This window comes from Kitasatospora sp. NPDC043949 (assembly GCF_056435365.1).
Window position 1 is genome coordinate 446,789 of sequence record NZ_JBWKEQ010000001.1, and the last position, 13,630, is coordinate 460,418.

The 13,630-nt window shown below is 75.0% G+C and carries 13 protein-coding genes; 3 read left to right on the forward strand and 10 right to left on the reverse strand.

Going from position 1 to position 13,630, the window contains the following annotated elements:
• Window positions 1-143: 143 nt before the first annotated feature.
• Together AC07AL_RS02150 and AC07AL_RS02155 are read right to left on the reverse strand one after the other, a co-directional pair.
• Window positions 144-2,831 (reverse strand): polynucleotide kinase-phosphatase, encoded by a 2,688-nt coding sequence (locus tag AC07AL_RS02150; RefSeq protein WP_478316498.1) that lies wholly within the window; start codon window positions 2,829-2,831, stop codon window positions 144-146.
• Window positions 2,828-4,426, reverse strand: a complete 1,599-nt coding sequence (locus tag AC07AL_RS02155) for a 3' terminal RNA ribose 2'-O-methyltransferase Hen1 (RefSeq protein ID WP_363629175.1) — start codon at window positions 4,424-4,426, stop codon at window positions 2,828-2,830. Before AC07AL_RS02155 ends, AC07AL_RS02150 begins: the two co-directional genes overlap by 4 nt.
• Before the next feature lie 176 nt (window positions 4,427-4,602).
• On the opposite strand from AC07AL_RS02155, the gene dapD reads away from it, so the two are divergent.
• Window positions 4,603-5,592 carry a 2,3,4,5-tetrahydropyridine-2,6-dicarboxylate N-succinyltransferase gene (gene dapD / locus AC07AL_RS02160; RefSeq protein ID WP_478316499.1) on the forward strand — a complete coding sequence of 330 codons (990 nt, stop codon included), beginning with the start codon at window positions 4,603-4,605 and terminating at the stop codon, window positions 5,590-5,592.
• A 452-nt stretch (window positions 5,593-6,044) separates the two neighbouring features.
• Complete coding sequence (locus AC07AL_RS02165) at window positions 6,045-6,287, forward strand: hypothetical protein (protein WP_363588341.1); 243 nt, start codon at window positions 6,045-6,047, stop codon at window positions 6,285-6,287.
• On the opposite strand, the gene AC07AL_RS02170 is transcribed toward AC07AL_RS02165, so the two are convergent.
• The 6 genes from AC07AL_RS02170 to AC07AL_RS02195 all read right to left on the reverse strand — a co-directional run bounded on the left by AC07AL_RS02170 (window position 6,227) and on the right by AC07AL_RS02195 (window position 11,615).
• The gene (locus AC07AL_RS02170; RefSeq protein ID WP_363588343.1) at window positions 6,227-6,853 is read right to left on the reverse strand and encodes a DUF6099 family protein; all 627 of its coding nucleotides are present in this window, start codon (window positions 6,851-6,853) and stop codon (window positions 6,227-6,229) included. The genes AC07AL_RS02165 and AC07AL_RS02170 overlap by 61 nt on opposite strands.
• A gap of 165 nt (window positions 6,854-7,018) precedes the next feature.
• Entirely contained in the window at window positions 7,019-7,438 is a 420-nt protein-coding gene (locus AC07AL_RS02175) for a nucleotide pyrophosphohydrolase (RefSeq protein WP_400332227.1), read from the reverse strand.
• Window positions 7,439-7,453: 15 nt separating this feature from the next.
• Window positions 7,454-8,806, reverse strand: a complete 1,353-nt coding sequence (locus tag AC07AL_RS02180; protein ID WP_363629171.1) for an AAA family ATPase — start codon at window positions 8,804-8,806, stop codon at window positions 7,454-7,456.
• A gap of 94 nt (window positions 8,807-8,900) precedes the next feature.
• Complete coding sequence (locus AC07AL_RS02185) at window positions 8,901-9,731, reverse strand: putative RNA methyltransferase (RefSeq protein ID WP_400985132.1); 831 nt, start codon at window positions 9,729-9,731, stop codon at window positions 8,901-8,903.
• Between the two features lie 124 nt (window positions 9,732-9,855).
• The gene (locus tag AC07AL_RS02190) at window positions 9,856-10,662 is read right to left on the reverse strand and encodes an ATP-grasp domain-containing protein (RefSeq protein ID WP_478316502.1); all 807 of its coding nucleotides are present in this window, start codon (window positions 10,660-10,662) and stop codon (window positions 9,856-9,858) included.
• Window positions 10,659-11,615, reverse strand: coding sequence for an ATP-grasp domain-containing protein (locus AC07AL_RS02195; protein ID WP_363629165.1), 957 nt, complete (start codon window positions 11,613-11,615; stop codon window positions 10,659-10,661). The genes AC07AL_RS02190 and AC07AL_RS02195 overlap by 4 nt, the downstream gene beginning before the upstream one ends.
• A 235-nt stretch (window positions 11,616-11,850) precedes the next feature.
• Here AC07AL_RS02195 and AC07AL_RS02200 point away from each other — a divergent pair, with 235 nt between their 5' ends.
• Window positions 11,851-12,720 carry a GNAT family N-acetyltransferase gene (locus tag AC07AL_RS02200; protein ID WP_400805315.1) on the forward strand — a complete coding sequence of 290 codons (870 nt, stop codon included), beginning with the start codon at window positions 11,851-11,853 and terminating at the stop codon, window positions 12,718-12,720.
• A 74-nt stretch (window positions 12,721-12,794) separates the two neighbouring features.
• On the opposite strand, the gene AC07AL_RS02205 is transcribed toward AC07AL_RS02200, so the two are convergent.
• Window positions 12,795-13,217: a fic family toxin-antitoxin system, toxin component gene (locus AC07AL_RS02205; protein ID WP_350886206.1), complete on the reverse strand. Its 423-nt coding sequence runs from the start codon at window positions 13,215-13,217 to the stop codon at window positions 12,795-12,797.
• Complete coding sequence (locus AC07AL_RS02210) at window positions 13,214-13,450, reverse strand: toxin-antitoxin system HicB family antitoxin (RefSeq protein ID WP_063347592.1); 237 nt, start codon at window positions 13,448-13,450, stop codon at window positions 13,214-13,216. Before AC07AL_RS02210 ends, AC07AL_RS02205 begins: the two co-directional genes overlap by 4 nt.
• Window positions 13,451-13,630: the final 180 nt, after the last annotated feature.

Sequence of the window (13,630 nt, forward strand, 5' to 3'; positions counted from 1 at the left end):
TCGGAATTTCTATACACAGCGGGGGTGGGAGAGGGGGAGCCCCGCCGCGGACTCCCCCTCAACACCCGGTCGGCCCACAGCCGCGGGCACCCTCAACGCCCGGTCGGCCTACGGGCGCGGACCCCCTTCTGCGTCCGGTCGGCCTACAGGCGCGGATCGACCGGCTCGGACTCCAGCGCGAGCACCGCGAACACCGGCTCGTGCACCCGCCACAGCGGCTCGCCGGCCGCCAGCCGGTCCAGCGCCTCCAGGCCCAGCGCGTACTCGCGCAGCGCCAGCGAGCGCTTGTGGCCCAGCGACCGCTCGCGCAGCCGGTCCAGGTACTCGGTGTAGTCCGGGCCGTAGACGATCCGCAGGTACTCCCGGCCGCGCACCTTCACCCCCGGCTGCACCAGCCCGCCCGGACGGCCCCCGCCCCGCTTCGTGCGCACCACCGAGGCCAGCGGTTTGACCACCATGCCCTCGCCGCCCGCCGCCGTCAGCTCCTCCCACCAGGCCGTGGCGGCCGCCACCGAGGCCTCGTCCTCGGTGTCCACCAGGAGACGGCCGGTGCGGTGCAGGACCGGTGCCCGGTCGCCGTCCGTTTCGGACGCCGCCTCGGACGCCGTCACGGACGCCGCTTCGTCGGCCGCGACCAGGCGGTCGATCCAGGCCAGGTGCTCGTCGTGCGGGCGTACGGCGAGGTTCGCCCCCTCGGCGGCCAGCACCTGGAACGGCGCCAGCCGCACACCCGACAGCCCCTCGGTCGGCCAGCAGTACCGCCGGTACGCCTCGGTGAACGCCTGCGCGTCGGCCGCGCGCCGCCGCTGCTTGGCGGTCAGCTCCGCCAGGTCCAGCCCGCGACCGGCCGCCCGCTCCAGGGCCGCCAGCGCCTCCGGCAGGGCGGCGCCCGCCGCCGCGCCGACCGCCGCGTACTGGCGGCGCAGCAGTTCCACGGCCTTCAACGACCAGGGCATCAGCTCGGCATCCAGCAGCAGCCAGCCGGTGCCCAGCTCGTCGAACAGCCCCGAGCGCTCGGCGGCCACCCGCACCCGGCCCAGCACGGCCGCGGTCAGGCCGTCGTCGGCGAGGAACGCCCGGCCCGTCCTGGTCCAGATCGCGCCCGGACCGGCCACGCCGAAGCGCTGCTCCAGCGCCGCGTCGTCCCGGGCGACCAGCACCACCGCGCGGGACCCCATGTGCTTCTCCTCGCACACCAGGTGCCGCACGCCGTCCGCGCGGTAGGCGGCGAACGCCTCCTGCGGGTGCTCCAGGAAGCCGTCCCGGCGGGAGGCGGCGCTCGGCGCCATCGTCGGCGGCAGGTACGCCAGCAGCCGCGGGTCCAGCGCGAAGCGGCTCATCACCTCCAGCGCCGCCGCCGCGTTCTCCTCCCGGACGGCGACCCGCCCATGCAGCCCGGTCTCGACGATCCGGCGGCCCGCCACGTCGGCGAGATCCAGCGGACGGCCCTCGCGGGCGCCCGGCGCGTCCGTGGACAGCGGACGCACCGGCGCGTACCACTCCCGCTCGGCCGGCACGCTCACCAGCTCCCGCTCCGGGTAGCGCAGCGCCGTCAGGGTGCCGCCGAACACGCAACCGGTGTCCAGGCAGACGGTGTTGTTGACGAAGCTCGCCGACGGCACCGGTGTGTGGCCGTACACCACCAGCGCCTTGCCCCGGTACTCCTCCGCCCACGGGTAACGCACCGGCAGGCCGTACTCGTCGGTCTCGCCGGTGGTCTCCCCGTACAGCGCGTGCGAGCGCACCCGGCCCGAGTTGCGGCCGTGGTACCGCTCCGGCAGACCGGCGTGGCAGACCACCAGCGCGCCGCCGTCCAGCAGGTAGTGGCTCACCAGGCCGCGCATGAACTCCCGCGCCTCGGCCCGGAACTCCTCGGACTCGCCGGCCAGCTGATCCAGCGACTCCTGCAGACCGTAGGCGACGTTGACCTTCTTGCCGTCCAGCGCCCGGCCCAGCTTGTTCTCGTGGTTGCCCGGCACGCACAGCGCGTGCCCGGCCGCGACCATGCCCATCACCAGGCGCAGCACGCCCGGTGTGTCCGGGCCGCGGTCGACCAGGTCCCCGACGAACACGGCGGTACGGCCCGCCGGCGGCACCGCGTCCACCGGCCGGCCCCCGGCGTCCCGGGTCAGCGTGTAGCCGAGGCGGATCAGCAGGGTCTCCAGCTCGGAGCGGCAGCCGTGGATGTCACCGACGATGTCGAACGGGCCGGTCAGGTGACGCAGGTCGTTGTAGCGCTTCTCCAGCTCCACCTCGGCCGCCGCCACCTCGGCCGCGCCGCGCAGCACGTGCACCTTGCGGAAGCCCTCGCGCTCCAGGCCGCGCAGGGAACGGCGCAGCTCGCGGTGCTGGCGCGGGACGACGTGGGCCGGCAGCCGGCGGTCCGGGCGGGAGCGGTTGCGCTCGGCGCACACGCCCGGCGGGACGTCCAGCACGATCGCGATCGGCAGCACGTCGTGCTCGCGGGCGATCCGCACCAGCTGGCGGCGTGCCTCGGGCTGGACGTTGGTGGCGTCCACGACGGTCAGCCGGCCGGCCGCGAGGCGCTTGCCGACGATGTAGTGCAGGACGTCGAAGGCCTCGGCGGAGGCCGACTGGTCGTTCTCGTCGTCGGCGACCAGGCCGCGGCAGAAGTCGGAGGAGACGACCTGGGTGGGCAGGAAGTGGCGGCGGGCGAAGGTCGACTTGCCGGCGCCGCTGGTGCCGATCAGGACGACGAGGGAGACGTCGGTGACGGGGAGACGGCGGGGGGCGGGGTGGTCCTGGGGCTGACCCTGGTCGTGCTCCTGGTGCTGGTGCTGCTCGGGCGTTGGGGTCGCTTCGTCGGTCATCGGGATTCGCCTCCTTCGGGCGCCGGGTCGGTCGGGGTGTGCTCGGTCGCGGCCGGGTCGGTCCGGGTGGCGCCGGTCGGGGTGTGCTCGGTCGGGGTCTGCTCGGTCGGGCTGGTGCCGAGGCGGAACAGGGCCAGCTGGGTCGGCGCGCCGACCTCCCCGTCCTCCGGCCCCACCGGGCGCAGCACCACCGTGTAACCGAACACCGCCGCGACCCGCTCGGCCCACGCGCGGAACTCGGCGCGCGACCACTCGAAGCGGTGGTCGGCGTGCCGGACAGCGCCCGCCGGCAGGCTCTCCCAGCGGACGTTGTACTCGGCGTTCGGCGTGGTGACGACCACCGCCCCCGGCCGGGCCGCGCCGAACACCGCGTACTCCAGGGCGGGCAGCCTGGGCAGGTCCAGGTGCTCGACCACCTCGCACAGCACCGCCGCGTCGAAGCCCTTCAACCGGGCGTCCGTGTACGTCAGCGCGCCCTGCGCCAGCGTCACCCGGGCCGCCTGCCGCTCCGGCATCCGGTCCAGGCGCAGTCCGCGGGCCGCCGCCTGCAAGGCCCGCGCCGACACGTCCACGCCGAGCACCTCGGTGAACCGGGCGTCCTTCAGCAGTTCGCCGATCAACTCGCCCCGGCCGCAGCCGAGATCGGCGACGCGGGCCGCGCCCACCTCCCGCAGGGCGGCGAGGATCGCGGCGCGGCGCTGCCCGGCGAGGGACGGCGGCCTGGGCTCCGATGTCGCCCCGGCGGCCTCCTCCGGCTCCTCCGGCCGCTCGTCGACCGCGTTGTCGACCTCCTCGGGCTCCCGGTCGTCCGCCTCCGCCAGCCGGGCCAGCTCCAGACGCTCCATCGCCACCCGGGTCAGCGCCCGGCTCCGGGACAGGTAGCGGCGGGTGATCAGGTCGCGCTCCGGGTGGGCGGCCAGCCAGCCCTCGCCGGCGGCGAGCAGCTTGTCCACCTCGTCCGGGGCGACCCAGTAGTGCTTGGCGCCGTCCAGCACCGGCAGCAGCACGTACAGCTGCTGGAGCGCGTCGGCGAGCCGCACAGCGTCCGAGACCAGCGTGAGCCGCACGTACCGGGACTCGCCCCACTCCGGGAACGCCTCGTCCAGCGGAAGCGCCACCGCCTCGACCCGCCAGCCCAGCGGCTCGAACAGCCGGACCGCCATCGCCGGGCCACCGCCCTCGCCCGCGCCGTTCGCGGGCACCGCGGGCAGCGTGATCCGCAGCGGGCGCGGCCGGTCCGCCAGCCCGGGCCGGGCCGGGCAGGCGCCCTTCATCGCGGACCGGAACACCGTCCGCAGCGCCACCGCGAGCAGCGAGGACGCCGCGTACGGGCGGTCGTTGACGTACTGGGCGAGCGCGAAGTCCGGCGAACCGCCGCGCCCCTTGCCCCGGCCCTTGCGGACCAGCGCGATCGGGTCGACGTCCAGCAGCAGCGCCGCCGTGCAGACGTCGTCGCCCGCCTCGGGGTAGAAGACGTGCGCCTCGCCGTGCGACGTCGCGAACCGCTGGACCTTGCCCGGGTGCTTGTGCAGCAGGAAGCCGAGATCGGTGGCCGGGCCCTCGACGCTGCCGGTGGTGGAGATCGACATGAACACCCGCCCGAGTATCGCCGAGCAAACCTCCGCTGAACACCGGGTTTTCCGGCTCGGCGGCCGTCCGCCGCAGCCCGTCGGTGGCCGTGTACGCACGGCGGGGGCGTGCCGACCGACGGCCGCGTCCGTACGACGGGCGTGTTCGGCAGCAGGGCCCCGCATTGGTTAACGTGCACGGTGTGACTGCTGAATCGACCTCCCTCCCGAACGGGGCCGTGGCCGCCGGCCTGGCCACCATCGCCGCCGACGGCACCGTCCTCGACACCTGGTTCCCCGCCCCCGCCCTGGCCGCCGAGCCCGGCCCGGCCGGCACCGTCCGCCTGACCGCCGAGCAGGCCGAGGCCCAACTCGGCGCCGGCGCCGCCGAGGCGCTGCGCGCCGACCCGCGCCGCGGCGTCGAGGTGGTCGCCGTGCGCACCACCATCGCCTCGCTCGACGAGAAGCCGCTCGACACCCACGACGTGTACCTGCGCCTGCACCTGCTCAGCCACCGCCTGGTCAAGCCGCACGGCCAGAACCTGGACGGCGTCTTCGGGCTGCTCGCCAATGTCGCGTGGACCAGCATCGGCCCCGTCCCGGTGGACGCGGTCGAGCAGGCCCGCCTCGCGGTCCGCGCCCAGGGCGGCCAGCTCGCCGTGTACGGCATCGACAAGTTCCCGCGGATGACCGACTACGTCGCCCCGTCCGGTGTGCGCATCGCCCACGCCGACCGCGTCCGCCTCGGCGCCCACCTGGCCGCCGGCACCACCGTGATGCACGAGGGCTTCGTCAACTTCAACGCCGGCACCCTCGGCACCTCCATGGTCGAGGGCCGGATCAGCGCGGGCGTCGTCGTCGGCGACCACAGCGACATCGGCGGCGGCGCCTCGATCATGGGCACCCTCTCCGGCGGCGGCAAGCAGGTCGTCTCGGTCGGCGAGCGCTGCCTGCTCGGCGCCAACGCCGGCATCGGCATCTCGCTCGGCAGCGACTGCGTCATCGAGGCCGGCCTCTACGTCACCGCCGGCACCCGGGTCACCACCCCGGACGGCACCGTGGCCAAGGCCATCGAGCTGTCCGGCCAGGACAACCTGCTGTTCCGCCGCAACTCGCAGACCGGCGCCGTCGAGGTCATCGCCCGCTCCGGCTCCTGGGGCGGCCTCAACGCCGACCTGCACGCCCACAACTGACCTGCGGGACCACACCATCGGGGTTCGGAGCCGACTCGGGCTCCGGACCCCGAGTGCGTTCTGCGGCTTTCGGCGGGCGTGCGGGCCCCCTCCCCCCTCCCCCTCCCTCCCCTCCTTCCCCTCGCCCGAAGCCTTGGCCCTGTCCCGGCTTGCTCGGGCACCCGGCTTGCTCGGGCTCCCGGCTTGCTCGGCGCCGAGCAAGCCGGGAGTGTCTCGTCGCGCGCCTAGCCCAGGCCGCTTCGCGGCGGCAAGCCGGGATCACCCGGGAGGCTTACGGCGTAACGGAGTTGGACCACATCGGGTGGCGCGCGGTGACCGGCCGCCGGAGCGGTTCGTTGGTTGCTGCGGCGGGGGCGTGTGCCTCGGTGGCCAGGCATCAGGCACCCCCGCTGCGCGGGCCGAGCCACCGTCGGCCGCTTCACGCCGCACTACCGATCCGAAGAGGTCCCGTCATGACCGAACCAACTGCCACGCCGCAGCTCCCGAGCAGCCCGGCGGGCTCGGCCGCCGGCACCTCGTCCGGGCCCGCCGCGCAGAAGAGCCTGCTGGAACAGTTGCACGAACTGCTCGCCTCGGTGTCCGCGGATCTCGCCGAGTTACAGTCCCCCGGCATCCGGGAGGACGGCCCGGCCGCCTATCCCACCGGTACGGACACCTCCTCCTCCGACGCTCCGGCCACGCCAGGCACCCGATAGTCCGGCGCCTGCTCCTCCCCCGTCGGCCCGCCCTCGTCCGGCGGGTCGAGCCGGACCACGAGTAAGGGCGAGCCCCGCTCGGCCGGCGCCCCGCCGAGCACCGCGCCTTCCTCTCCCTCCAACCTGCCCGCCACCTTCCGCAGCCGCCCGGCCAGGTCCTTGCACTCCGACACCGCGTCCACACCGTCGATGCACGTCCAGTAGAGGCTCTCGGTGTCGGCCCCGCAGGCCAGCACCACCAGCGTCTCCCCGACGTCCCGCAGCAGCCCGTCCAGCGCGCCCAAGGCCGGTGCCAGCTCGCCGAGTTCGGTGAGCCGCCCGGCCCGGCCGCCGCTCAGCACGGCGGCCCTGACGACCGAGCGTTCCAGGCAGACCGCCGCGTGCGCCGCGGCCTCGGCCAGTTGCTGCCCCAGCCCGGCGAGCTCGTCGTCGTCCAGCTCCGCCAGCCTGGCCCCCACCGCCTCGGTGAGCAGCGCGGCCTGCCGCGCCTCGGCCAGCACATCCGGTACGTGTCTGGCCTCGGCCAGGGCGTGCCGGGCCCTCTTGATCAGTCGCAGCGCCTCCATGGCCGCCACTCCTTTCGCTCGCTGTCGCCGTGGGACCACCACCGCCGGTGGGGCGGGCAGGTGGTCACGGCGAAAGCGTGCGGCGAAGTCGGCGAGGCCGCATCCGTCATCGGGAAAGCTGTGGACAAGTCCGGGGCTGTGGATAACTCCCGTCCCTCACAAGGATTATTCGTCCACGTCCGGGTTGACACCCGCCCCGCCCTGGTCGGCGTCCGCCGGTCCGTCCGGCACCGGGAAGCGGAGCTCGTTCCGCTCGATCTTGGCCGCGAGGGCCTCCAGCGGATCCACCCCGACCACCGTGCAGAACTGCACCAGGTACGCGAGGACGTCCGCGACCTCGTCCCGCACCCGGTGGGCCCGCTCCGGATCGGACATCACCGCGGCCGCCTGCTCGGGCGTCGACCACTGGAAGATCTCCAGCAGTTCGCCGGCCTCCACGCTCAGCGCGGCCGCCAGGTTCTTCGGCGTGTGGAAGGGCTCCCAGCGCCGGGCCGCCGCGAAGTCCGCCAGCCGCTGCCGCAGGGCCTCCAAGGTCGGCCCGGTGGGCCCGGCCGGTTCCCCCGGCCTCGTCACTCGTTCGTTCACCCGTCCAGGTCTACCTCACCCGTCCACCTCGTCCGCCCCCGGGTCGGCTCCGTCCCCGCGCCCGCACTGGGCCGGCACCCTGGTCGTCTCGGGCCGCAGCACGGTGTGCCCCGAGTCCGGGTCGCGCCGGCACTCGACCAGCACGGCCGCGCCCGACCGCGGTTCGGCCACGCCGAGCGCCTCCCGCGCCGCGGCGGGCTCCTGAAGCGCGGCGAGGACGCGCAGCTGGTTGCGCCCGGACATGTCCCGGGCCAGCCGTAGCAGTGAGGCGGTCTGTTCGGTGGCGAGCCCGGCGCCGAGGTCCTCGGCGAGCACGGTGAGCTGCCGGTGCGCCCACGGCACCTCGGCGGCCACGTCGAGGTCGAGCACCCCGGCCCCGGTGAGCAGCACCGCGGCGAACGCGAGGTGGCGCAGCATGCCGTCGGAGGCCTGGTCGGCCCCGGTGCGTCCGAGGACGCCTTCGTCGAAGACCGCGAGGACGCGCTGGTCGGGCCCGCTGCCGCGGTGGGCGAGGGAGAGTCCGAGCAGCGGGTGCGGGGCGGCGGACTGGACGGCGCGCAGGAGCTGCCCGTAGCGGCGCGGGCACTCGTTGCCGAGCCGGGCGAGGACGGCGGAGATGTTGGCGGCGTTGCTGCGCAGCCGGGCCTGCGGGTCGGGTCGGGCCCAGCCGCGCATGAGGGCGGGGACGGGGTGGACGGGGAAGACCTCGCGCAGGGCGGTGAGCAGGTCCTCGGTGGCGGCGAGGACCTGCCGTTCGCCCCGGGAGGAGCCGGCCACCCGGAGCGGCAGTTGCGCGGTGATCATGGTGCCGCTGGGGAAGGGCGCCCGGATGTCTCCCTGGCGGGTGTCGTTGTGCCAGCAGACGTTGACGCGCCGCTTGCGGACGTCCTGTTCGCCGGTGTCGACGAGGGTGCGGCCGTCCAGGGTGAGCGATTCGCGGGCGATCCGCACCGGGCCGTCGGTGCGGACGACGACGTCGAGCCGGATGCGGCCGTGCGGGGAGCGGACGGTGCAGCCGAGGATGACGGCGTCGCGCCCGTGCGGGACGCACCCGGTCAGGCCGCCGCGGACGGGTTTGGCCAGGGGGCCGGTGCGGTCGGGCAGCCCGTCGAAGGAGTCGGCGATCTCCTCTCCGAGGGCCAGCCGGGAGAGCACGGCCAGTGCGTCGAGGGCGTTGGACTTGCCGACGCCGGCGGGCCCGTGCAGGACGGTGAGGGGCGCGAGCGGCAGGACCGCGCGCCGGTAGGACTTGAACGAGGTGAGCCGGAGCTCCTCGACGGTGGGACGTGTTACGGATGGCCGATCGGGCCCCGGGGCGCTCGGTCGGGGGTGGGCCGGCGCGGCGGGCCGGGTGGCGTCGCGGTTCACCCATCGGACGTTAGCCGCAGGCCGGTCGGCAGAAACGTGCCTGCTCAGCAGATTCATCCCAACGTGGCGGCCACACCCCGCGCGCGCCCGACGTTCAGCGCCGGTAGGCGGCCACCATCACGGAGGCGGTCACCTCGACCGGGTCCGGCAGGTCCGCGAGCGCGGCGGCCAGGCGGTCCGGGTCGGTGTGCCAGGCACTGGGGCCCATGCCGACGACGGTGCGCACGTCGTCCGGGCCGAGCCGCAGGGTGAACTCGACCTGCCGCCGGCCGGCGGAGGTCAGGTAGGGTCCGAGCTTCTCGTCGATCCGCCGCTGCTTCTCCTCGTCGACCGACAACAGGCCCAGTGCGCCGACGAGTTCACGCAGGTGGCGGGCGGTGGGCGAGACCAGCAGCAGGGTGGCGCCGGGGCGCAGCACGCGGCGGATCTCGGGCCCGTTGCGCGGGGCGAAGACGTTGAGCATCAGCCCGGCGGAGGCGTCGCGCAGCGGCAGCGGCCGCCAGGCGTCGCAGACCACGGCACCGATCCGGGGGTGGGCCTTGGCGGCGCGGCGCAGCGCGAACTTGGAGATGTCGAGGGCGGCCCCGGCGCGGCCGGGCAGGGCGTCGAGGACATGGGCCAGGTAGTGGCCGGTGCCGGCGCCGAGGTCGGCGACGAGGCCTTCGGGGTCGGCGTCCGCGGCGGCCTCGGCGAGGGCGTCGGCGATGGGCCGGTAGTGGCCGGCGGCGAGGAAGTCGGCACGGGCGGCGACCATCTCGGCGGTGTCGCCGGTGCCGGTGTGGGCGTCGCCGGCGAGGAGGCTGACGTAGCCCTGCTTGGCGAGGTCGAAGCTGTGGCCGGCGGGGCAGCGCAGGGCGCGCTCGTGCCGGGTGAGGGCCTGCGCGCAGTGGGGGCAGGCCAGGTAGCGCTCGATGTCCTGCAGCAACGTTCCGTCTTCTCTCGCCGTTCGGCCCGGGTGCCCGGTGGCCCTGAGTAACCAGCCTAACGACCCCGCTCGCCCCCGACGGCCCGCCGAACCCGCCCCGGGTCCGACGGCCCCGCCGCCCGGCCTACCGGCCCCGCCCCTGCGCGACGTGCCCGCGCCCGCGCTCCGCCGCGACGCGCAGGGCGAGGGCGGCGAGCGCCTCCGGCGCGCCCAGCCGTCCACGGATGCCGGGGAAGGCGTTGACGTCGACGATGACGGGTTCGGCGGGCCCGTCGAGCAGGTCGACGCCGTAGACGTCGAGCCCGAACACCTCGCCGACGCGCAGAGCCAGCGCAGCCCGTTCGGCAGGCGGCTCCCAGTCCTGCCCCTGCCCCGATTCCCCCTGGCCGTCGGCGAGTTCGGACCGCCGCCGAGCGGCGAACACCTGCCGGTCGATCACCCACAGCTTCTGGTCCCAGCCGGTCCCCGGGACGAACGACTGGGTGACGACGGGCTCGTCGGGCCAACGCGCGACGAGTTCGCGCAACCGGGCCGGGCCGTCGACCCGGGCGACCAGGTCGTGGCGCCGACTGTGCCGGCTCTTGACGACGAACGGGTAGTCGGGATCGGCGAGTTCGGCGATCCGCCCAGCGTCGCGGGTGGCCGCGAAGGGCAGGTCGGCCGCGCGCGCGAGTTCGGCCATCCGCACCCGGTCCTGACAGAGTTCGGTGGCCGCGGCCGAGTTGATGACAGGCGCCCCGCCCCGCTCCAACTCTCGTGCGAGTGAAAGGGATCGACGGGTGTGGGCCTTGAGCAGATAGACGTCGGCGAGCGCCGGTCCCGCCGGGCCGGCAGGGTCGACGATCGTCACCTCGTGCCGGTCCGCCAGCAGGGCGGCGGTCGCCGCGAGCACCGGGTGTCCGGGGTCGGCGGTGATCAGGCCGATCCTCATATCGCCCCGCCCAGGCCGGCCCCGTCAAGGCCGGCCCCACCCAAGCCGGCTCCGCCGAACTCTCCACGACCGAAGCCCAGTTGCCCGTACCCCGCGCCACCACCCGCCGACACCAGTGCGGGCGCGGGCGCCGACACGGCCGTCCCGCTGCGCGCGAGCCGCAGCACCGCCCGGGCGACCCTGGCGACCGCGTCCGGCACCTGGCGGAAGCTCGGGAAGTCGTTGATGTCGACGACCACCGGCCCGTCCGGCCCGAGCAGCACGTCGACGCCGTACAGGTCGAGCCCGAACACCTCACCGACCTGCGCCGCGATCCGCGCGACCTCCCCGGGCAACGGGACCTGCCGTTCGCGCACGCCCTGCCCGGGGTGGAGCGGGGAGGAACGTTCCGTCGCGAAGAGCTCGCCGTCGACGCAGTACACCTTGAGGTCGGTGCCGGAGTTGGGCACGTAGGGCTGGGCGATCAACAGCCCCTCGTCGGCGAGTTCGGCGCCGAGGTCGAGGAGGTGGTCGGGGCTGGGCACGAGCCGGACGGCGCGTCCGGAGCTGCCGTCGGCGGGCTTGACGACGAGCGGGTACTCGGCGGCCGGGATCTCGGCGAGCCGTTCCCAGCGGGCGGTGGCGTAGGTGACGGGGACGGGCAGGCCGCGGGTGCTGGCGATGACGGAGGCGAGCGCCTTGTCGCGGACGCCGCGGATGGAGCGGACGTCGTTGACGGTGGTGAGGCCGACGGCGGCGGCGGCGTCCAGCAGGGTGAGTCCGGGCCCGCCGGAGACGGTCTTGAGCACCCAGGCGTCGTGGCTGCCGGCCCGGATCGCCTCGGAGATCGCCATCAGCGAGTCCCCGGGGCGCAGCACGTCCACCCGGTGCCCCCACGCGGTGAGCTGGCGTGCCACGTCGAGCGGCATGCCGTCGTGCCGGTAGTGCTCCTCCACCAGAAAGCAGAGCCTCATGGGCCTGTCTTCCCCCCTTGCCGAGCCGAGTGCGGACGTCCGCCGTCCCCCTTCGGCAGAGCTGTCAAGGCATCAGCATGCCACGCGGTATACGCACAAGATCACTGCGAGCCGGTAAGCGTTCAGCAACAATCAGGCGCCCGCGCCCGCGCCGCGCCGCCCGTCACCGCCCCTGGCGCCCCCGGCGCGAAGCCCGGGAACAAAGCGGTGGCGGGCCGCCGGCGCCCCTGCTTGGATGCACGCCGTGACTTCTGTTGATCATGCTCCCGACCCTTCCCTCCTCGACGCGATCGAGCGCTACTACGACGCGGTGCCGCGCAGCGCCGCACGGGCCGAGGACTTCGGCCCGCTGACCCTGTTCGTCCGCGAGAGCGCGGGCTGGCCCTACTACGCCCGCCCCACGCTCGACCACGACGGCCCCGCCACCACCGCCGAGGACGTCCTGCGGGTGCTGGCCCGCCAGCGGGAGCTGGGCGAGCCGGAGGCCTTCGAGTGGGTGGCCGAGCGGAGTCCGGAGCTGCGGGCCGCGGTGGAGGCGGCCGGGCTCGCGGTGCACGAGCACCCGCTGCTGGTGCTGGGCCCGCAGGACGAGCCGGCCCCGGCGCCCGAGCTGCCGGAGGAGGTGCGGGTGGAGGTGCTGGGCGCGGACGCGCCGGAGCTGGCGTCGGCGGTCGCCGTTCCGCACCTGGCGTTCGCCGAGCCCGGCACCGGCGTGGGCGCCGTGGGTGCGGCCGAACTGGCCGAGGCCGCAGGGCGGTTGGTGGCGGAGGGCGCGGTGGAGCGGATCGCACGGCGGATCACCGACGGCGCCACCGTGCTGGCCGCCGCGCTGGAGGACGGTTCCGCGCTGTGCGCGGGCCAGCACAATCCGGTGGGCGCGGTCACCGAGGTGGCCGGGGTCGGGACGCTGCCGGCCGCGCGGCGGCGCGGGCTGGGCCTGGCGGTCACCGCGGCCCTGGTCGCGCACGCGCGGGCGAACGGCGTGCGGACGGTGTTCCTGTCCGCCGCCGACGAGGAGGTCGCCCGGATCTACCGCCGGGCGGGCTTCCGTCCGTTCGCGACGGCCCTGATCGCCGAGCCGGCCCCGGAGCGGCCCGGCGACTGACCCGCCGGGCGCACCGCCCAGAGCCCTGCTGAACGGATGACGAGGACGACGCGACCGGGCATGGGCCCGCCCGGTCAGTCGTCGTCCTCGTCCTCCGCCCCGCTGACGCCCTCCCCCTCGGCCTCGTCGACGACCCACCCCGCCAGCCGTTCGGCGACCCCGGACACGCCGAGCCGCCCCTCCCGGATGGCCCGGGCGAGGCTGCGCACCTCGCGGGCGGTGGTGGCGACGGTGCAGCCGCTGGCGACGAGGTAGGCGTAGGCGACGGCGGTGGCGTAGAGCTCGTTGGTCTTCTCCAGGGCCGGCACCCGGATCAGCTGGTGCATCAGGGCGGCGGCGCGGTCCTGCGGTTCGGGGTAGACGTCGATGTCGAAGATCTCGGCCTGGTGCCGGGCGACGGCCGCGAGCAACGACCCGTAGTCGGTGACCTGCGGGTCACCGGGCGTGTACTGCTCGGCGGTCATGAGCAGCCACGAGAGGTCGACCTCCAGCTTCAACGGCGCACGTCCTTCAGGTCGCCCGGCTCCGCGAACTCGGCCAGGAAGGCCGTCTCGTACTCCTTCATGAACTGGGCGGCGGCGTCGACGAAGGCCCGCCCCGCCTCGCCCATGTCCTGCTGGACCAGGCGCTCGATGTACTGGTTCATGCTGATCCCCTGCTGCTCCGCCCGTTCCCGGGCCATCTCCGCGGTCGTGGCGTCCACCCGGACGTTCAGCTGTTTCTTACCCATGAATCTCAAGCTAGCGCTGAAGTGCTAGCACAACAAGGGCGCACGCACGCCGGGCGCGCGCACACCGGGCGGACGCCCCCACGGACGCCGGGGGGGGGGGGGGGGGGGGGGGGGGGGGGGGGGGGGGGGGGGGGGGGGGGGGGGGGGGGGGGGGGGGGGGGGGGGGGGGGGGGGGGGGGG